Source organism: Arthrobacter sp. Y3221157 (assembly GCF_059089865.1).
On the sequence record NZ_JBNHFD010000078.1, the window covers coordinates 1 to 19,130 of the forward strand.

Sequence of the window (19,130 nt, forward strand, 5' to 3'; positions counted from 1 at the left end):
GTGTCACGCAGGCGTTGTGGCCGGCGGGAATGCACTCGACTGCTGATCACGCCGCACAATGGACAGCCGGCCTCGGTGGTGGCCACGACGCAGATCCACCGCTCACCGAACCTGAGGGTAACCAGGGAGGCGGGCAGGTTGAAAAGCCACGAACCGAGCCCCATCAGGGTGACAACCAGGGCTGCGATGGCAACGGATGCACCGAGGTCCCGGGCCGTCAACGCCACCACCGGAAGGATGGCCCCCTGCCCGATCCCGAAGAGGAGCGTGGGCCCAAAAGCGGCTACCGCAATGCTGCGAAGGCTGAAGGGCTGGGGGTTGTCCGGGGAAGTCATCGGATTCATCCTATGGCGGCGCCGCTGTGCAAATTTCCCCGCTGCCGTTTCCCCCACATCCACCAAAATTCGGGGGTCACAAACGGCCTGCACAGGAGTAGCGTTCGCCTTATGGGGCGCTGACCCGCGCCCATAATAGCCAAGGGGAGGTCATCTGATGGGTGAAGTGTGGATCCGAACGCTCGGCAACGGGCTGGTCCGGGCAGCAAGAGTCACCGAAATTTCATCCACCCGGGGATCACTCCACGAGGACCAGGGGTACTCCCTGAAAGTCATCGTGGACGGGAAAGGCCACGTCCTGATCGACGACGCCGAACTTCAGGGCAGCCTGGCTGAGCGGCTGGAGTACGCCCGCCGCATGGAGGACGCCCTGCTGCTCGCCATGGACGAGGCCCGCGCCAGCGACGCCTCCGTGGTGATCTCCTACGAGCCCGAACGCGAGCGCTGGTCTTCAGCGCCGGTGGCGGAGTTAACCGGCAGGCTTCCCGAGGTAGTCGGCTGACCCTGCCGTAAACCCGCGGCCGGGGAACCCTGCGCCCGAAAATCTGATGTCCGTGCCGGCAGCCCGCTGATGCTCGTGCGCGTGAAGCACAGCGCCCAGAGTGCGACAACCAGCACCACAACCAGGACCCACGGCAGGTCCGGCCAGGCGAGCATGAACGGCACGGCCACCGCCACCACGGTCACAATCAGCAGGTACCAGGCGACGTACCACCACGGGTTTGCCGGCCGGTTGCGCGCGGGGTCGCTTGATTGCCGGACGGACGGTTTCCGCCTGCGCTGGAGCCGGTTGTGCAGCACTCCCCACACCGGCCCGTTCAGGAGTCCCACCAGCACACCGGCGAACACGGCCGTGGTCACCGCCAGCACGCCCCAGCTCTGCCAGTGCCCCCAGTGGTAGGAAGGGCCGGAACACAGCCAGGAGGACCACCATGGGTCCTGGCCGACCCCGGGCGGGCCGCATTGCACCAGGTTCCGCGCCCACCCCTGGGAGCCCAGCCAGGCCAGGGCCGCCGGGGCGCTGAGCGCTGCGGTGAGTACCGAGAGAAGCCGCGTCACGCCCAGGCTCTTGACCATGACGCGGTGCGGACGGAGGCGCCGGTCGCCGTCGAGCCCCCGCAAGGCAAGGCCGTGAGGGTCGGAGGGCGGGTCCAGGATCAGCCGTGCCAGCGGATCCAGCACCTCCACCCTGTTGCTGGAGTAGACGATGTGGTCATAGATCAGGGCGGACCGGTTATAGACCGGATGCTCCTCGGGACCGGGGCCGCCGTCGCCCGCGGAGTCCCGGGCATAGATCTTGCCGAAGACGGGCAGCGGGCCGTTGGCGTGGGTTGAAATGGGTCCTGCCGGCACGAAGTCGAATTTTCCCCACACATTGATCCACCGGGGCCGGTCCGCGTTCGCCAGCCAGTCGGTCACCGGGTCCTCCCCCGTTCCGCCGCCCCACTGAGCGTACCCCAACAGGTCAAGCCCGCTGCCCACACTGACAAAATTGGTGGCCCGCGCCTGGTTCTGGAACAGGACCTGCCCGGTGATCGCGGCACCCTGGCTGTGCGCCACCACCGTCACCTGCGTCCCGCCGTCGTGGTCCCAGCGCTGCAGCGTGTCCACCACCCGCTGCCTCATCGCGGCCGCCTGCAGGGGCTTGCGCTTCCACACCTGGGGATCGCCCAGGAATTCGGCGAACAGGGAGACGATCTTGCCGATCCACCGGCCCGGCCCGGGAATCCAGGCCAGGACGATGGTCAGCAGCAGCACCACCAGCACGGCCAGCAGGATGAAGAACCCGGCACACGCCGCCAGGAAGGTCAGGATCGCCTGCCGCAGCCGGGCACCCAGCCATGCGAGGCTGGCCCGCCGCCGGCCTGGATAGAGGTTCCACCTGATCAGCTGCAGGGACCTTTTGTACACCCGCAGTGCGGTGCGCAGCGCCCAGGAGTACGTGGACGCGGCCGACGCCGGTTCGAAGTCCCTGCCCCAGGACGCCTCGGTCATGAGCACCGAAAGGTAGTCCGGCTTTGCGCCGGCATAGCCGCGCAGCACCTTCACCCATACCTCGGGTGCATCGCCCACTGCGTTGGCTTTGGTGATCACCAGGTGCGGATGCGGGGCGTCCGGCACCATGTCCAGGGAAAGATCGTGGAGGCTGAGCATCAGCGGCTGGGCCCACTCCTGCAGCGTCCCGCCTTTCAGGGCCCGGCCCATGCCGTGGACAAACACCACCGCGTGGTCCGGGCGGTTCCGGGCATGTTCTCCGGCACCGCCGCTACTATCCGTGTCCGCGTCCCCCAGGCCGTCGCTTGCGCGCTTGCCCATGGGCTAATGATGGACCTGCACCCGGCGGGAAGGAAGCCTCGAAGCTGGCGCGGCGCCGCGGGCGGAACTCTGCGTCATGAAACAACAATCGATGTAATAATCATCCCCATGTTGCGTGCGTCACATTCTGCCCCTACTCTGGATGAGGCTGATGCAAACGGCCATAGCAAGAAGCTGCAGCGTCGCAGCCAATGCCGGGGAAGGCTTTACATTTTGAACTCAAAGCTCAACATTGTTGTCCGTATCGATCTCGACCAAGCACGAGCCAAGGTGATTGCAAAGGGGCATATCACCGTCCATAGCGTCAACGCCCTTTATGTAGTGGCAAAGCGGGCCAATTCCCTTCGGGAAGGCCTGGATCTGGAACTGGATATCTCACATGCCCGTGTTGATGACGCGGCGCTTGAGATGCTCCGGACCTCATCGGAGACGCATCATCTTCCAACCCTGATCGATCCGCAGCAGGCACCGTGCACCATCAGCGTGCTGGCGCCGCGCAGGAAGGCCGCCGTTCCGGCAGCCGCAATGGCCGCATAGGCCACCGCCAAGGCAACTCCCAGCGCCCAGTACGGGGCCCCAGAGCCTGCCACCTCAACCTTCGATTTACAGTCTTTCGCCCTGCCCTCCACCACGGTTGTACCCGCCTATCCGGGTAGCCGTGCCGGGCAGGGCGAAATAGTGAACTTTACTTTTCCCTCCTGACGACGGGTCGCCGAGCATCAGGAGGGATGATCAGGCACTGACCGGGCGGCCGCCCCGGTTGGCTTGCAGCCATTCCTCCAGGAGCGGGGCCGGCAGCGGGCGGGCATACAGATACCCCTGCGCAAGGTCACAGCCCATTGCCCTCAGTGCCTGCTCTTGCCCGGACGTTTCCACGCCTTCGGCAACGGCACGGATGCCCACGGCGTGGGCCAGGTCGATGCAGCTGCCCACGATGGCGGAGTCACCGGAGTCCGTGCCGAGTCCCATGATGAAGGACATGTCGATCTTCAGTTCGTTGATGGGGAACTTCTTCAGGTATGTCAGGCTTGAATAGCCCGTTCCAAAGTCGTCAACAGCCAGGCCGACGCCCAGGTTCTTCAGGGCAGTCAGCGACTCAAGCGCGGCGACCGGATCGGACATCAGGGCCGTTTCGGTAATTTCCAGCTGCAGGAGCGCCGGATCCAGTGTCCAGAGCTGAAGGGCGCCCTTTACTTCGTCCACCAGTTCGGGATCGTTCAACTGCCGGGCGGAAAGATTGACGGCAAATTCCAGGTCCGCGTTCCGGGGGTCCTGCCGCAAGGCTGCCGCCTGCTTCAGCGTCTCGTTCAGCACCCAGGCACCCAGGGGGCGCACCAGCCCTGATTCTTCGGCCATGGTGATGAATTCCGACGGCGGCAGCAGCCCGCGCGTAGGGTGCTGCCACCGGACCAGGGCCTCCACGCCGCTGGCGATGCCAGTCCGCAGGTCAATTTGGGGCTGGTAATGCACCCGGAGGGCGCCGTCCCTGATACCGCGGCGCAGTTCGCCCAGTGCGCGGAGCCGGTCCACGGTGGGATCCGTTTCGGCGGGCTCGTGCAGCTCCCACCGGCCGCGCCCCCGCTCCTTGGCCCGGTACATGGCGATGTCCGCGCGGCGGATCAGGTCTTCCAGCGTTTCATCCGCGTTGTCCGCCACCGCAATCCCGATGCTCGCGGAAGTCACGATTTCCAGGCCCTCAATCTGCATCGGCGCCCGAAGGACATCCAGCAGGCCGGCTGCCAGGGCCATGGCCTCCGGAGTGTCGACGGCGGTCCGCACAACCAGGAATTCGTCGCCGGAGAGCCGGGCAATGGTGCCCGTTCCCGATACCGCGGCCCGCAGCCGCTGCGCCACGGCCACCAGCAGCTCATCCCCCGCCGAGTGCCCCAGGCTGTCGTTGACGGCTTTGAAGTGGTCCAGGTCCAAAAACAGGACGGCCAGCGTCGCCTTGCCCCTGCCGTCCAGGAAAGGCTCGAGCGCCATTCTCAGCCCTGCGCGGTTGGGCAGTCCGGTCAGGGAGTCGTGCAGGGCTAGCCGCTGCAGTTCCTTCTCCGCCTGTCCCCGGCGGGCCTCGGATTCCTCTGCGGCGCGGAGGGCCGCGACCAGTTCCTTTTCAAACATCCTGCGTTCATGGGCGCTGAAGATGATGACGCGGACACTGGCGGGCTCCTGCCCGGAGCCGGGAATCCGCTGCGCCGAGAGCAGCGCGGCGCGGCGTTCGCCGCCGGCGTCGATGACCTCCACCGCAATCTCCGAGACTGAGCCGTTGATGCCCAGCTGCGGTATGCAGTGGGTTGAGTAGAGAATCTGGTCACCCACGGGCATGAGGTCCTGCAGCCTGCGGCCGAGAAGGTCGGGACGGGCGAAACCGGTCCACTGCACAAAGGTGTCATTGACCGCGGTGATGCTGCCGCCGTCGTCCGTTACCAGGTATCCGCACGGCGCCTGGTGGAACAGCGCCTCAAAGTCGTACGGCGTCTTGTCGCGGCCCGCGGGCGGGCCTGGGGCGTCCGTCACGGGCGGGAATCAAGGTAGTTCAGGATGGCGCCGGCCGTGTCCTCAGGAGCACTGACATGCGGGCAGTGGCCGGTTGCCGTCAGTTGTACCAGTGTGCTCTGCCCCAGGTGCCGGTGCACATAGGCGCCCACCTCCTTCGGTGCGAGCAGGTCATCGGAACATTGCAGGATCAGGCACTCGGAGGCTGCCTTCTCCAGCACCGGCCGGCTGTCGGAGAGGAAGGTGACCCGGGCGAAATGCCGCGCGATCGAAGGCTTGGTGCGGCAGAAGCTGCTCCGGAGTTCCTCCGCAAGCTCCGGGGCGTCCGGGTTGCCCATGGCCATCGGCGCGAGGGCTTCGGCCCAGGCGACATAGTTGCTGTCCAGCGAGGCGAGCAGGCCCTCGATGTCCTCCTCGGAAAACCCGCCCACGTACCCGTCGGCGGCGTCGTTGGTGTAGCGGGGCGACGGGGCAACCAGGACCAGCCGGGAGAACCTGCCCGGTTGCCGGACGGCGGCGATCAGCGCGATCATGGCGCTCACACTGTGGGCCACCAGGATGACGTCCTCCAGGTCCAGGGCGGCGCAGATTTCCAGCAGGTCTTCGGCATAGCCGTCCAGGGTCCCGTATTTGTCGCGGTCATAGGCGTCCACATCGGAGCGGCCCGCTCCCACGTGGTCGAAGAGCACCAGCCGGTAGTCATCGGCGAAGTAGGGCAGCAGCCGCCGCCACATGTCCTGGTCGCAGCCGTAGCCGTGGGCGAACATCATCACGGGCCCGTCCGCGCGCCCGGAGACTGTGATGTTGTTCCGGCGGATCAGCTGCGACGCTGCCTCGGTTGCTGCTGTGACCATCCGTACCGGCCCCCAGGGTTAGTAAGCAGGGTGATTTCCTACCTCAGATAGTAGCGGCGGCAGAAAGCGAATCTCACAAGTGTTGAAGGTTGTGGCTCGCGTTGGATACAGCTGGACCTGAATACATCCAGCGCTGTACATTCACAGGCATGGAAACGCTGACGCATGCACCGGTCCTGGCGCGCTTCGGGTACGCGGTGTCCGACCCCACCCGGGCCCGGATCCTGTTGGCCCTCGCCGACGGCCCCGCCTACCCTTCCGACCTCGCCGAGTCACTGGGCGTGTCCCGGCAAAGCATGTCCAACCACCTGACCTGCCTGCGCGGCTGCGGCCTGGTGGTGGGGGTCCCGGATGGGCGAAGGACCAGGTACGAACTGGCAGACGGCCGGCTGGGCCACGCCATCCGCGACCTGCTGGGCGTGGTGCTGGCTGTTGATCCGGCCTGCTGCGCCCCGGACGGGACGTGCACGTCATGAGCGGCCTCCAGCTGTCACCGGCAGCCGCCCGGCGCGCGGTCCTCACCCGGCGCATCCGGTTCCTCGCGGCGGCCACCATCACCTACAACATCATTGAGGCCGCCGTTGCGCTGTGGGCCGGCGGCATCGCAGGCTCTGCGGCGCTGATCGGGTTTGGGCTGGATTCCGTGATCGAGGTGGCATCCGCCGTCGCACTTTCCTGGCAGTTCGCCTCGAAGGACCCGGAACGCCGCGAGCACCTGACCCTGCGGATCATCGCGCTGTCTTTCTTTGCCCTCGCCGCGTTCGTCTCCTTCGATGCCGTCCGGGCCCTGCTCAACGGCGAACCAGCTGAACATTCGACGCCAGGACTCATCATCGCCGCATTGAGCCTGGCCGTGATGCCGGTGCTGTCCTGGCTGCAGCGCCGGGCCGGCCGCGAGCTGGGATCCAGGACGGCTGTTGCCGACTCCAAGCAGACACTGCTGTGCACCTACCTCTCGGCCGTCCTCCTGGTGGGCCTGGTCCTGAACAGCACGCTCGGCTGGTGGTGGGCCGATTCCGTGGCGGCCCTGGCCATCGCGGGCATCGCCGCCCGGGAGGGCATCAACGCGTGGCGGGGCGAGGCCTGCTGCGCGGGCTGCGCCTGACCTGCCTTCCGCTCCGCAACACGCCCGCTCACTCGTGGCGCCTCCCATCCGGACGCCCGCTCAGTTGTGGCGCCTCCCCTCCGGACGCCCGCTCACTTGCGGCGCCTCCCATCCGGACGCCCGCTCACTCGTGGCGCCTCCGCCGCCGACGCCCGCTCACTTGTGGCACCTTCCACACGGACGCCCGCTCACTTGCGGCGCCTCCGGCCCTCAGGCGCCGCCGTCGAGCTTATGAGGTGGTGGACGCCAGGCGGTAGTTCAGCAGCACGATGCCGGAGGGATAGGGCCGGCACTCCGCCAGTTCCAGCCGTGTCCATTGGCCGAGGCTGCCGAAGAACGGGACGCCGCCGCCCAGGATGACCGGGATGACGGCAACCCCCAGTTCATCCAGCAGCCCGGCCTCGATGAACTCCGTTACAAGCTGTCCGCCGCCATAGACACAAATATCCTTGTCTGCCGGAAGTGTGGCCTTTAGCCGGGCCACCAGGTCGCCCGGGTCGCCGCTGAACAGGTGTGTGTTCTTGGGTGTGGCAAGGGTTTCGTCGTGCGTGACCACATAGGTGGGAACGGCGGAGCCCCCCACGCCCATGCCGGCCACCTCACGGTAAGTGTTGGCGCCCATGACGTAGGCGCCCGTGCGCTGCTCCGTGGCCGCGAAACCATAGTCCTCATTCTTCGACATGGCGTCATTCAGCCACGACAAGTTCCCGCTGGCCGAGCGGATGTACCCGTCGAGGCTGGCTGCCATTCCGCCGAACACAATGGTCACATCTGCAGACGCTAGGCACTGCTGCCTTCACGGTCAAGAGGACAAACATTGCGGCGCTGTGATACTCCGCCGGCTCACTGCCTGCGTCCTCAGGCCAACGCCCGCTCACCTTTGCTCCAGGAGACTGAAATTAAAGGTGAGCGGGCGTCCCCGGGAAAGCCGCCACAAGTGAGAGGGCGTCACGGGTTTAGGCGCGAAAGGTGAGAGAGCGTCGCAGGGGGTCAGCCGGTGACGCCGGTCAGCTCGTTCGGGGTGTCCTCCAGCGTGCCGGTTCCGGTGATCTTGCCGGACTCGATGTCCACCGCGTGGATGCTGTTGGTCTTCGGGTCCGTAATGAAGGCCGTGTGGCCGTTGACGAAAATCGTGGGCCGAGGCTCCTGCCACTTCAGGGGCTCCTCCCAGGCCGGGATGACCGGAAAGCTGTTGGTCACCTTCGCCGTTTCCGGATCCATCACGTGCAGGGCGCCATCGGTGCCGAGCACCAGGGCCTCGCCGTGCGGGCCCCGCGCCAGCGAACGGAAGCTGTAGCTGGTTCCGAGGTCAACCAGTGTCAGGGACTTGGTTTCAGTGTTGATCAGCGAGATCTGCTCCGGCCGCTCCAGTTCAGCGTCCTTGTCCTGCTTGTAGTCGCCCAAAGTCACCGGAGACTCGTCCGAGCCGGCCTGGTTGCCGATCCGGCCGTACTCGGTGGGGCTGTCCAGCTTGGTGATGGCGCCGTCGGCGTAGATGAGGACGCCGGTCTGGCAGCCGATCACCACAGCTTCCCCGGCCGCGGTTGCTTCGCCGTGGACGCCGGGGCAGTCCTCATTGCGGGTGATTTCCTTGCCGTCCTTGTCCAGTACCACAATGCCGGGGCGTTCTTTGTCGTTCCCCAGCGTGAGGACCAGTTCGCCGTCTGACAGCTCGACGGCGACGCCGTGGTGGGCTTCCTCCGCCCGGTGGGTTTTCACCTTGGGCTGGCCGTCGGCGAGATCGTCGGATTCGAACACGGTCACCTCGCCGGTGCCGTCGCTGAACAGGATGGTCTTGCCCTCGTGCCGGACCACGTGTCCGGGCTTGCTGGTGGGGAACTCGATGTCCGTCATGGCCGGGTCCTGGGCGAAGTGCTTGCCGCCCTCTGACCAGACGCCGGTGTCCAGGACCTCGAAGCCCTTGGCCGTGGAGATGATGACGTGGCGTCCGTCGCCGGCAGGGTTGATCCGGTTGAAGCCCTCGATGGGAAAGTCGCCGAGCACCTCGAAGGTTTCGGGATCCAGGACCTGGACGCCGCCGTCGTACGTGGTGACAATCCGCGGGGTGGCCGCGTCAACCGTCGCGGCAGCCGAGGCGGTGGATGCTGTGCTTCCGGCCGGGGTGGCGCCGGCGCAGCCGGTGAGCAGCAGGCCGGCGGCGGCCAGTGCAGCGAGCAGGCGTACGGGCGGGGTGCGGTGTTGCATGGAGTTTCCTTCTCGTCAGGGGTGCGGGTGGGACTTACGACAGTGCTTTGGTGATGCTTTCGGTGTTTGCACGCATCATCTCCAGGTAGGTGGCGCCGCCGGACCCTTCGGCCCCCAGCGATTCGGTGAACAGCGGGACCACGGCGATGTCCAGGCCGGCCTCTGCGGCGAGGACCTGGGCCAGCCGCTCCGGCTGGGAGGAGTCGGCGAAGATGGCCACCACTCCGGCGGACCGGATCTTTCCGGTGAGGTCGTTTAGGTCCGCGGAACTCGGCGAGGCCAACGTGGTGCCACTCGGAATCACGGCACCGATTACCTCGAACCCGAACCGCTGGGCCAGGTAGCCGAACACGTGGTGGTTGGTGATGAGCTTCCGCTTGGCCGGCTCGATTGCGGCGAAGCTGGCCTCCATGGACGCATCGAGCTCGTGGAGCTGCTGCACATACCCGGCGGTGTGCGAGCGCACGGTCTCCGCGTCAACGCCGTCTACATGCTCCAGCACGCTGCCGGCGATTGCCTCGGCAGCCTTTGCCACCCGGGAAGGGTCGGTCCAGAAATGCGGGTCCTCCGCGCCGCCTTGGCCGGATTCATCAGCGTCGCCGTGCGTGAACGTCAAAGGTTCGACGGCGTCCATCGCCACCACAGTCGGCACGCCTTCAGCGGCGGCTGCCTCCACGTGGTTAAGGACCCCCTCCTCCAGGCCGCCACCGTTATGCACGATCAGGTCCGCGTTCTCGATCACCGCAGCCTGCCGGGCCGAGATGCCGAACGAGTGCGGATCGGCATTGGCTTCCATCAGCACCACCACTTCCGCCTGGTCCCCCACCAGGTTGCGGGTGATGTCGCCCAGGATGTTGGTGGTGACCACCACTGTGGGCCTTTGGGCGGCGGCTGCGGAACATCCGCTGAGCGCAAGGCAAAGCACCACAAGTGCGCTGGCAAACCGTGCCAGGACGCCGCGCCTCACAGCCCGGTCTCCATCACGAGGCCGGCGGCAGGCACCTCGAAGGTCCGGGCGATGCGGAGCCCGTCCGCGTAGTCGATCTCGTGGACGACAGAACGGGCGGGGTCGCTGACGTAGGCGCGGGAGGCGTCAATGAGCAACTGCGGGACCGCGCTCCCGGCCGGCGCCTCAAGCAGGGGAACCTGGGCGGCCACCTCGCCGGTGGCAGGGTTCAGGGTGAGGAGGGAACCGTCGGCGCCGACCGCCAGCACCCGCTTCCTGTCACCAACAGCCGAAGCTGCGGCAACGGGGACCGGGGAGGCCAAGTGGGTCCACGTCCGCTTGGATACGTCCAGGTGCCAAACCCCGTCCTCCCCTGCGGGCCCGGCAAGTTCGTTCGAGCCCGGACGGTGCCCAAGGCTCGTCGTGGGCGGATGGCCGGCGCCGCCGTCGGGGTACGGGATCCTTTCGGCAGCGAAGGCGCCATCATCCTCGGTGATCAGCAGGGCACCGTCAGAGCAGGCGAACACCACCCCGACACGGGTGGCGGCGTGGCCGGACAGGCCGGCGCAGTCCTGTGCGCCGAGCACGGTGTGGTCCTCCGCGTCGCGGACTTCCACCCCGCCTGCCGCGGAACCGGAAGCAACAGTTGCCAGGAAGTGCCCTTCGTACGGCACCACCATGCCGTCATGCGGAGTGCTGGTTATCCGTGCAGACTCCGCCACAGTGCCGGCGTCAAGGTCCTTGTGCCTGTACACAGAGGCGTACCCGCCGGATGTTGAGAAGACCGTGATGGATGAGCCGTCTCCGGCCATTGCCCCGGCCTCCGGCACCGCCAGGGTACCGACCAGGCCGGGTTCGGCGCTGTAGTAGTGCACATGGTCTCCGTGGTCCACGGTCCAGGCACCGGTATCGAAGACCTGCACGTCGCCCGCCCCGGTGAGCAGGGCGTAGCGGCCGTCCTGGTAGGCGGCATCGATGCGGCCGGAGGTGCCGGCGTCGGACGTGTCCCCGGTGAGGAGGGAGAGCAATTGCCCCTCCCCCGTTTCCCGGTTGAAGGTGAGCAGGCCGGTCTGCGGCTCGGGGTTCTCCTGCGCTCCGGCGACGTAGCCGTGCGGGGTGGCGGTTTCGTCCGGCTGCGGTTCGGCGCCGGTCGGGGCGCACGCGGACAGCAGCACTGGAAGGCCGAGCAGGAGAACGGACAGTTTAGGCGTGGTGCGGGGCACGGGGAAGCGGTTCCATTTCTAGCGAGGGGACTGGTTCGACGGCGGGCGCAGGCCCGGTGCCGGGCCTGCGCCGGACTGCGCCGCGGGCCAGGGCGGAGAAGAAGTAGGACAGGGCGGCCACCAGGGCGATGGTGGCGCCGGCGGCAGTGGATGCATACCAGGAGATCCAGAGGCCCGCCACAACACTGGCGGCGCCGATGAGGGAGCCGAGGATCATCACGGTCCTGATGGACGTGGCCCAAACCAGCGCGGCGGCGGGCGGGGCGATGAGCAGCCCGAACACCAACAGCGTCCCCACCACCTGGAAGGACGAGGCGACGGCAAGGGTGACCAGGCAAAGCAGCACAAAGTGGGTCAGCCGGGGACGCAGCCCCAGGCTGGCGGCCTTCTGCGGGTTGAACGCCGCCGCCAGGAAGGCCCGGTGGAACACCGCCGCGAGCGCCAGGACCACGAGGCCGACGACGGCGAGCACCAGGATGTCGTCCGTTCCGACGGCCAGGACGTCGCCGAACAAAGTCCCGGTGAGGTCCACGGCGAAGGAGCCGGAGGCGGACACGATGATCACCCCGGTGGAGAGCATGCTGACGAACAGCAGGCCGATGGCGGTGTCCTGCGAGACGCGCCGGTTCCGGGTGATCGCGGAGACGCCGGCCGCCGTCGCCGCCGCGCTGAGGGCCGCGCCCACGATCAGGTTTCCGCCCACTAGCGCCGCAATGGCGATGCCGGGCAGCAGTCCGTGGGACATGGCATCGCCCAGGAACGCCATGCCGCGCACCACAACCCAGGTACCGACGACGGCGCACACCACCGCCACCAGGCCGCCGCCCAGCAGGGCGCGCTGCACGAATGAGGCATTCAGGGGATCGAGTAACCATTCCATCGCGGTTCATCGTACAGTATTAAATGAGACTCATTCGCAACAAGGAAAGGCGGCGCCGTGCAGACGCTGACACTCAGCGGAGTGGGGTTTGCGTACCCCGACAGGCAGGTGCTGGAGGACGTGTCGCTGGCCCTCGCGCCGGGTACCCACACGGTCCTGACAGGCCGGAATGGATCCGGGAAGTCAACGCTGCTGGCCCTGGCGGCCGGGGTCCTCAAGCCCGTGCGGGGCACGGTGCAGGCCGCCGCCCGTCCGGCGTTCGTCATCCAGCACACCAGGACGCCCGAGTCCATGCCGTGCACCGTCCGCCAGGCAGTGGAGATGGGACGGTGGCCGCACCGGCGTGGACTGCTCCCCCTGCTGCAGACGGACCGGCAGAAGGTTTTCGACGCCCTGGAACGGATGGGAATTGCGGACCTGGCAGGCCGGCAGCTGCAGGAGCTCTCCGGCGGGCAGCGGCAGCGGACCCTGATTGCGCAGGGGCTGGCGCAGGAGTCCGGCATCCTGATCCTGGATGAGCCGACGGCGGGACTGGACAGCAGGGCGCACGGGCTGATCCGCGCGGCTGTACAGGATGAGCTGCGGCGCGGGGTGACCGTGCTGGAATCGAGCCACGACACCGGGGACATCGGCCGGGCGGACCGGGTGGTGAGGCTCGACGGCGGCCGGGTCGCCGCGGATTCGCAGGCGGGCCAAGGCCGTTAAGGAAAGCATCCGCCGGCGCCCCGGGGGAGGCGCCGGCGGACCTTTTGAGACCTCGGGATGATTCCCGTTGACTGTCCCCGCAGCCCGGCTGGCCGGGCATTGCCGCGCACTGCTACACGGCGTGCAAATACTGTCGCCCCTGCTCCTCAAGAAACGGTCAAGGTGCACGCAAGTTTTGGCGAGTCTTCGGAAACCCGCACCAGCGTTTTGCCTGTTCAGGGCGATATCGGGGCATCGAGCAGGGAACGGCCGGGATTGTTTCGGACGTCTTGGGCAATGACACTGTACGAACTGGAAATCGGCGGTGGCAGTTCTAGGCCCGGAGCTAAATTGATGGACTTTCAATTTATTCGCAGGAACGTGGGTAGGAGAGGCTCCAGGACTTCCTGGCGACAGGTAAGGCGGGGAGCCGATCGTCCGGCCGGTCACCGCCGGCGCCGGGTCCCGGATCCGCGGCTCTACACATTATTGGCAGCGCTCCTGGTTGTTCTGGGCGGCGTCGTAATGCCACCCGTTCCTGCGGCTGCTGAAACGGGGGATGTGGGGGTTGAAGGTCCCTCGCATTCGGGAACGGGAACGCCGACGGGTACAAAGCGGGCCAACAGTTCCTTGTGGTTCAACGACGGGACCTGGTGGGGGAACCTCTGGAACACTGCCACCTCGGATTTCGAGATCTTCCGGTTCAATCCGGCGACGAACTCGTGGGCCAGTACCGGAGTGCTGACCGAAACGCGGGCAAATACGCATCATGACGTGCTGTGGGACGGGACAACCTTGTACGTGGCCAGCTACCGGTTCGTTAACGATGGGCTGCCGGCCGAGCCGGGATTTCCCACGAACATGCGCCGCTACAGCTACGACCCGGGCGCAAAGAAGTACACGCTGCTGGGTTCCACGCAAATCAACAACTCCAAAGTTGAACTCCTGAGCATCGACAAGGATTCCACCGGACGGGTATGGGCCACTTGGCAGCAGGGAAACCGGATCTACCTCAACGTCACCGGCACGGACGGCGCCACGTGGGGAACCCCGTTGGCGCATCCGTCGGCGTTCGGCAACGTTTCCGTGGACGACACCTCGGCTTTGATCGCGTTCGACGGAAACAAGATGGGCCTGATGTGGAGCCGGCAGATCGGGGATGCCACCGACGGCGTCTACTGGAGCTACCACGTGGATGGAGCGGCGGACTCAGAGTGGTCCGCTCCTGTTGCAGCCGTGTCCGGGCTGCGGAGCGGTGACGACCACATCTACCTTAAATGGCTGGATGCGTCCGCGGGCGGAAGAGTGTTTGCTGCCATTAAAACGTCCAACACGTCCGCGTCCCAGCCGTTGATCCAGTTGCTGGCGTTGAACGGCACGACGTGGAGCGCCCACACAATTGCGACGGTATCCGAATGCCCCAACCGGGTGATCGTGCTGATCGATGAACACGCGCAAAGGGTCCGCACCTTCGCCACCTACCCGAAGCCCAGTGGCGTTGTGGGCGCCGGGGTGTGCTCCACTACGGGCGGCGCGATCTACGAGAAATCCACGCCGCTGGACACCATCAGCTTTACTACTGAGAAGACGGCCCGCATCGTGGATGCCGACCAGTATGTGCACAACGTGACGTCGACCAAGCAGAACGTCAACAGCGCGGCCTGGGGCACGGCCGACAGCGGCCTGCTGATTCTCGCCGATGTGAATGCCACAAGCCGGTACTGGCACTACTACGATCCCACCGGGGGCGGCGGCGGGAGCACTGACACCACGCCTCCGGCCGTGACGGTGACGGCTCCCGCTGCCGGTGCCACCGGCGTGGCGGTGACGGCTAATGTGACGGCGACGTTCTCGGAGGGCCTGGACGCCGCGACGATTACGTCGAGCACGTTCATGTTGCGTGCGGGCACGACGGCGGTGCCGGCCACTGTGACGTACAGCAGCATGGATCGGGTTGCCACGTTGGACCCCGGTGCGGACCTGGCGGCGGGCACTCAATACACGGCGACGATCAAGGGTGGCACCAGCGGGGTGAAGGACGCCGCCGGCAACGCGCTGGCGGCGGACAGGACGTGGACTTTCACCACGGCCGCAGCCCAGCCCGTGCAATCCCCCATTGCAGCCAAGGCGGAGTCGCTGAACGGCGCCCTTGGAGCAGCCACCACGCCAGAGGTGTATGGCCTCAAGGACAACGGCGGGTACCAGTGTTTTGAACGCGGCTGCATCATGTACTCGCCGGCATCAGGGGCGCACGTCACCCTGGGCGCGATCCGTGCTTTGTGGGCGTCAACAGGATTCGAGAACGGCAGGCTCGGCTACCCGGTCACCGACGAAGTGGGCGGCCTCAAGAACGGCGGAGTGTTCCAGAACTACGAGCGCGGCGCCATCATCTACTCGCCGGCAACAGGGGCCCACATCTCCATCGGGGCAATCCGCGAGAGGTGGGCGGCCACAGGGTTCGAGAACGGCAGGCTCGGCTACCCGGTCACCGACGATGTGGGCGGCCTCAAGAACGGCGGGGTCTTCCAGAACTACCAGGGCGGGGCCATCATCTGGTCTGCGACGACTGGGGCGCACATCTCCGTCGGGGCCATCCGCTCAATCTGGGCCTCCACAGGGTACGAATCAGGCCGCCTCGGATACCCCACAAGTGGTGAGTACGCCACAGGCAATGACGGAAGCGTGGCCCAGGACTATCAAGGTGGCGTCATCCATGTCGGTCCGAGCGGCTACTACATTGCCTGGCGGTAAGCGGTAGGGAGGCGCTCGAAGCGGCACTGAAGGTCCCGCAAGTTAATAATTTCAAGGTGACACGCCTAATTAAGATAGCCTTACCTTGCTAAATTACCTTGCGGGAAACCCGCCCTCATGTGAGAAGAGCTCCCCTCCGTGCCCATTCGACGCCTGATCGCAGCCACCGCAAGCATTGCCGCCGTCGCGGCCGCCCTGACAGGCTGCGGCATCATCGGCGGGCAGCCGGCCGATCTTCAAATCTACTCCGCCCGCCACTATGACCTTGAGGGCGCGTTCGGTGAGTTCACCGACGAGACCGGCATTTCCGTGGAGTTCATCACCGGCGACGACGCAGAGCTCCTGGAACGCCTCAAGGCCGAGGGCGAGGACAGCCCCGCTGACGTGTTCATGACCGTGGACGCCGGCAACCTGTGGAACGCTGCCCGCCAGGACGAACTCGCCGCCGTCGACTCCGCAGCGCTCAACGAGGCCGTCCCCGAGGACCTCCGCGACCCGCAGGGCCGGTGGTTCGGCCTGGCCATGCGGGCCCGCACCGTCACCTACAACCCGGACAACGTGGATCCCGCCGAATTCGACGCAGCGGACACCTATGCCGGGCTGGCCGATCCCAAGTGGAAGGGACGGCTGTGCATGCGCGATTCCACTTCTTCCTACACCCAGTCGCTGGTGGCCAGCCTGATCGACCTGCACGGCCGCGAAAAGGCCCTGGAGATCGCCAAGGGCTGGGTGGCCAACGAGGTGCAGATCATGAGCAACGACGTCCTGCTGCTGGAAGCCATCGACGCCGGAACCTGTGACGTGGGCATCAACAACCACTACTACCTGGCCCGCACGCTGGAGGAGAAGCCGGACTTCAAGGTGGACCTCCACTGGGCCAGCCAGCAGGGCGCAGGCACCCACGTCAACATTTCCGGCGCCGGCCTCGTGGCGGGCTCGGACAACGCCGAGGACGCCCAGCGGCTCATCGAATGGCTCGCCACCAAGGGACAGAACGCGTTCGTGGACGCCAACCACGAGTTCCCCGTCAACCCCGCGGCCAAGCCCGAACCGGTCATCGCAGGATTCGGCGAGTTCAAGCGGATGCCGCTGAACGCCGAAGCCTACGGCGACCTCAACGCCGAAGCAGTCGACCTGCTCGCCGAGGCCGGATACAAATGACCGAAACGGCGGTCCTCGCGCAGTCGCGGACGCCGAAGCGCCGTCCCGGCCGGACGGCTGGTGCCGGGCGCCCGGCGTGGTCTGCCCTGGTGGCCCTGGTGGCCGCCGTGGTTGCCACCCCCGTACTCGCCGTGGTCCTCGACGGCCTCGGCAGCCTGGGCAGCACCGCACCCCCGCGCGGGCTTGCCGCCATGGTGGCCACCACCCTGCTCCTGATGGGCGGCGTGGCCGCGGGATCGCTGCTGGTGGGTGGCGGCCTGGCCTGGCTGGTGACCGCCTACCGTTTCCCGCTGCGCAACGTCTTCGTCTGGCTGCTGGTCCTGCCGCTGGCCGTGCCCGCCTACATCCTGGGCTTCGTGTTCCTGTCCGTCTTCGACGTGTCCGGACCTGTGCAGTCGGCCCTCCGCGGCTTCCTGGGCGCGGACATCTGGGTGCCCGAAGTCCGATCCCTTCCGGGCGCGGTGCTGGTGATGTCGCTGTCCCTCTATCCCTACGTCTACCTGCTGGCCCGCACGGCGCTCCTGGAGCACTCCCCCGGCACCTATGACGCGGCCCGCACCCTCGGCGCCGGGCAGGGCCGGACGCTGCGCCGGGTCCTGCTCCCGCTGGCCCGGCCGTCGCTGGCCGCTGGCATGTCCCTGGTGATGATGGAGACGCTCACGGACTTCGCCACGGTGCAGTACTTCAACGTCCAGACCGTCTCCGTGGGGGTTTACCTGGTCTGGAAGGGCACCTTCAACTTCCATGCGGCCACGCAGCTGGCGGTCCTGGTCCTGCTGTTCGCCGTCGCGGTCCTGGCTGCCGAGCGGGCACTGCGCGGCCGGGCGCGCTACCACCGGCAGGGCGCCCGCGGGCAGGGCCTGCAGCCCAAGCGGCTGGAGCGCGGCCGCGGCTGGGCAGCCACGGCCCTCTGCACGGCAGCCGTCAGCACCGGTTTCCTGATCCCCGTCATCCAGCTCCTGGCCTGGGCCATCGGCGGAGCGGCCAAAAACCCGGGGTTCCTGGCCGATCCCCGTTTCGGCGAGTACATCATCAACACGCTCCTGGTCGCCGCGGTCACCGCCGCGGCCTGCGTTGTCCTGGCGATGGCGGTGGGACACGGAGTGCGCCTGAACGGTGGACGCTTCGCCTCCTCCGCGGCACAGGTGACCACCTTCGGCTACGCAGTCCCCGGCGCCGTGGTGGGCATCGGGGTGCTCATCTCCTTCGCCGCGCTGGATACGGCCCTGGAGGGCGCTGGCGTTCCCGGCGGCACCGGACTGCTCGTGACCGGCTCCGTGCTGGGCATCCTCTACGCCTACGTGATCCGGTTCCTCGCCCCTGCCTACCAGGCCGTGGACGCCAGCTTCACCAAGATCCCGGCAACCATTACCTCCTCCGCCCTGAGCCTCGGCGCCGGCCCGCGCCGCATCCTGGCGCGCGTGCACTTCCCCCTGGCCCGCTCCGGAATTGCCGTGGCCCTGATGCTGGTGGCGATCGACGCCGTCAAAGAACTGCCCATAGTGCTGCTCCTGCGGCCGTTCGGCTTCACCACGGCCTCCGTCTGGGTTTATGAGCTGGCGCGTGAAAACTTCTGGGAGAAGGCCTCGCTGCCCGCGCTGGTCATTGTCGCGGCCGCCATCCTCCCCGTCCTCGTCCTTGTCAGGCAGGCCCGCCGGGCTGAGATTGACCGAAAGGCCCGCCCATGACCATCCGTGCGAGTATCAGGGCCCACCGGGCACCGGGTACCGAGAACGACGGCGGGGCTCCCGCTGCGCTGGTGTTTGAAGGCGTCAGCAAGCACTACGGCCCGGCCGTGGGGGTGGAATCCGTGGACCTGGCAATCGCGGCCGGCGAACTGGTGACCCTGATCGGCCCGTCCGGCTGCGGCAAGTCGACCACGCTCCGGCTCGCAGCCGGCCTGGAACGCCCGAACGCGGGCACCATCCGGGTTGCCGGCGACGTGGTGGCCGACCAGCGCCGGTTTGTCTACCCCGAACAGCGCCGGGTGGGCCTGGTGTTCCAGGACTACGCCCTGTTCCCCCACATGACCGTGGCCGGGAACGTCGAGTTCGGCCTGGACCGGCTGGGCCGCGGCGATCGCCGGGCCCGGACCGGCGAAGTACTGGACCTCGTCCGGCTCTCCCACCTGGCGGACCGCTACCCGCACGAGCTTTCCGGCGGCGAGCAGCAGC

Annotated in this window: 17 protein-coding genes and 1 pseudogene; 9 read left to right on the forward strand and 9 right to left on the reverse strand. The window is 67.0% G+C overall.

From position 1 onward, the window contains the following. Positions 1 to 335 (reverse strand): annotated as a pseudogene (locus AC5RTT_RS16175) (MFS transporter); the annotation flags it as partial. Positions 336 to 492: 157 nt separating this feature from the next. Here AC5RTT_RS16175 and AC5RTT_RS16180 point away from each other — a divergent pair. Further along, the gene (locus tag AC5RTT_RS16180; protein ID WP_494146040.1) at positions 493 to 837 is read left to right on the forward strand and encodes a thioredoxin domain-containing protein; all 345 of its coding nucleotides are present in this window, start codon (positions 493 to 495) and stop codon (positions 835 to 837) included. Here the strand turns inward: AC5RTT_RS16180 and AC5RTT_RS16185 are convergent. Further along, on the reverse strand, positions 759 to 2,651 hold the full coding sequence (locus AC5RTT_RS16185) for a hypothetical protein (protein WP_494146041.1): 1,893 nt from the start codon (positions 2,649 to 2,651) through the stop codon (positions 759 to 761). The genes AC5RTT_RS16180 and AC5RTT_RS16185 overlap by 79 nt on opposite strands. A 6-nt stretch (positions 2,652 to 2,657) precedes the next feature. Between AC5RTT_RS16185 and AC5RTT_RS16190 the strand changes: the two genes are divergently transcribed. Further along, positions 2,658 to 3,188, forward strand: coding sequence for a hypothetical protein (locus AC5RTT_RS16190; protein ID WP_494146042.1), 531 nt, complete (start codon positions 2,658 to 2,660; stop codon positions 3,186 to 3,188). A 195-nt stretch (positions 3,189 to 3,383) separates the two neighbouring features. Here AC5RTT_RS16190 and AC5RTT_RS16195 read toward each other — a convergent pair whose 3' ends face one another. Together AC5RTT_RS16195 and AC5RTT_RS16200 are read right to left on the reverse strand one after the other, a co-directional pair. Continuing rightward, entirely contained in the window at positions 3,384 to 5,168 is a 1,785-nt protein-coding gene (locus AC5RTT_RS16195; RefSeq protein ID WP_494146043.1) for an EAL domain-containing protein, read from the reverse strand. Then, positions 5,165 to 6,001 carry an alpha/beta fold hydrolase gene (locus tag AC5RTT_RS16200; RefSeq protein WP_494146044.1) on the reverse strand — a complete coding sequence of 279 codons (837 nt, stop codon included), beginning with the start codon at positions 5,999 to 6,001 and terminating at the stop codon, positions 5,165 to 5,167. The genes AC5RTT_RS16195 and AC5RTT_RS16200 overlap by 4 nt, the downstream gene beginning before the upstream one ends. A 149-nt stretch (positions 6,002 to 6,150) precedes the next feature. On the opposite strand from AC5RTT_RS16200, the gene AC5RTT_RS16205 reads away from it, so the two are divergent. Together AC5RTT_RS16205 and AC5RTT_RS16210 are read left to right on the forward strand one after the other, a co-directional pair. Next, the gene (locus AC5RTT_RS16205) at positions 6,151 to 6,477 is read left to right on the forward strand and encodes an ArsR/SmtB family transcription factor (protein ID WP_494146045.1); all 327 of its coding nucleotides are present in this window, start codon (positions 6,151 to 6,153) and stop codon (positions 6,475 to 6,477) included. Further along, on the forward strand, positions 6,474 to 7,106 hold the full coding sequence (locus AC5RTT_RS16210) for a cation diffusion facilitator family transporter (protein WP_494146046.1): 633 nt from the start codon (positions 6,474 to 6,476) through the stop codon (positions 7,104 to 7,106). The genes AC5RTT_RS16205 and AC5RTT_RS16210 overlap by 4 nt, the downstream gene beginning before the upstream one ends. Positions 7,107 to 7,335: 229 nt before the next feature. Here AC5RTT_RS16210 and AC5RTT_RS16215 read toward each other — a convergent pair whose 3' ends face one another. From AC5RTT_RS16215 to aztB, 5 genes are all read right to left on the reverse strand, one after another. Further along, positions 7,336 to 7,875, reverse strand: coding sequence for a dihydrofolate reductase family protein (locus AC5RTT_RS16215; RefSeq protein WP_494146047.1), 540 nt, complete (start codon positions 7,873 to 7,875; stop codon positions 7,336 to 7,338). 221 nt (positions 7,876 to 8,096) lie between these two features. Continuing rightward, the gene (aztD, locus tag AC5RTT_RS16220; protein WP_494146048.1) at positions 8,097 to 9,311 is read right to left on the reverse strand and encodes a zinc metallochaperone AztD; all 1,215 of its coding nucleotides are present in this window, start codon (positions 9,309 to 9,311) and stop codon (positions 8,097 to 8,099) included. A 34-nt stretch (positions 9,312 to 9,345) separates the two neighbouring features. Next, positions 9,346 to 10,278, reverse strand: coding sequence for a zinc ABC transporter substrate-binding protein AztC (gene aztC, locus AC5RTT_RS16225; protein ID WP_494146049.1), 933 nt, complete (start codon positions 10,276 to 10,278; stop codon positions 9,346 to 9,348). Continuing rightward, a complete protein-coding gene (locus AC5RTT_RS16230; RefSeq protein ID WP_494146050.1) occupies positions 10,275 to 11,480 on the reverse strand; it encodes a YncE family protein in 1,206 nt (401 codons plus the stop codon). Before AC5RTT_RS16230 ends, aztC begins: the two co-directional genes overlap by 4 nt. After that, positions 11,461 to 12,360, reverse strand: coding sequence for a zinc ABC transporter permease AztB (gene aztB / locus AC5RTT_RS16235; protein ID WP_494146051.1), 900 nt, complete (start codon positions 12,358 to 12,360; stop codon positions 11,461 to 11,463). Before aztB ends, AC5RTT_RS16230 begins: the two co-directional genes overlap by 20 nt. A gap of 57 nt (positions 12,361 to 12,417) precedes the next feature. On the opposite strand from aztB, the gene aztA reads away from it, so the two are divergent. The 5 genes from aztA to AC5RTT_RS16260 form a co-directional block, all read left to right on the forward strand. Beyond that, complete coding sequence (gene aztA / locus AC5RTT_RS16240) at positions 12,418 to 13,065, forward strand: zinc ABC transporter ATP-binding protein AztA (RefSeq protein ID WP_494146052.1); 648 nt, start codon at positions 12,418 to 12,420, stop codon at positions 13,063 to 13,065. Between the two features lie 504 nt (positions 13,066 to 13,569). Continuing rightward, complete coding sequence (locus tag AC5RTT_RS16245; protein ID WP_494146053.1) at positions 13,570 to 15,795, forward strand: Ig-like domain-containing protein; 2,226 nt, start codon at positions 13,570 to 13,572, stop codon at positions 15,793 to 15,795. Positions 15,796 to 15,933: 138 nt separating this feature from the next. Continuing rightward, positions 15,934 to 16,956 carry an extracellular solute-binding protein gene (locus AC5RTT_RS16250; RefSeq protein WP_494146054.1) on the forward strand — a complete coding sequence of 341 codons (1,023 nt, stop codon included), beginning with the start codon at positions 15,934 to 15,936 and terminating at the stop codon, positions 16,954 to 16,956. Next, entirely contained in the window at positions 16,953 to 18,644 is a 1,692-nt protein-coding gene (locus AC5RTT_RS16255) for an ABC transporter permease (protein ID WP_494146055.1), read from the forward strand. The genes AC5RTT_RS16250 and AC5RTT_RS16255 overlap by 4 nt, the downstream gene beginning before the upstream one ends. Next, the coding region (locus AC5RTT_RS16260) for an ABC transporter ATP-binding protein (RefSeq protein ID WP_494146056.1) at positions 18,641 to 19,130 on the forward strand (490 nt) is incomplete at its 3' end. The genes AC5RTT_RS16255 and AC5RTT_RS16260, both read left to right, overlap by 4 nt.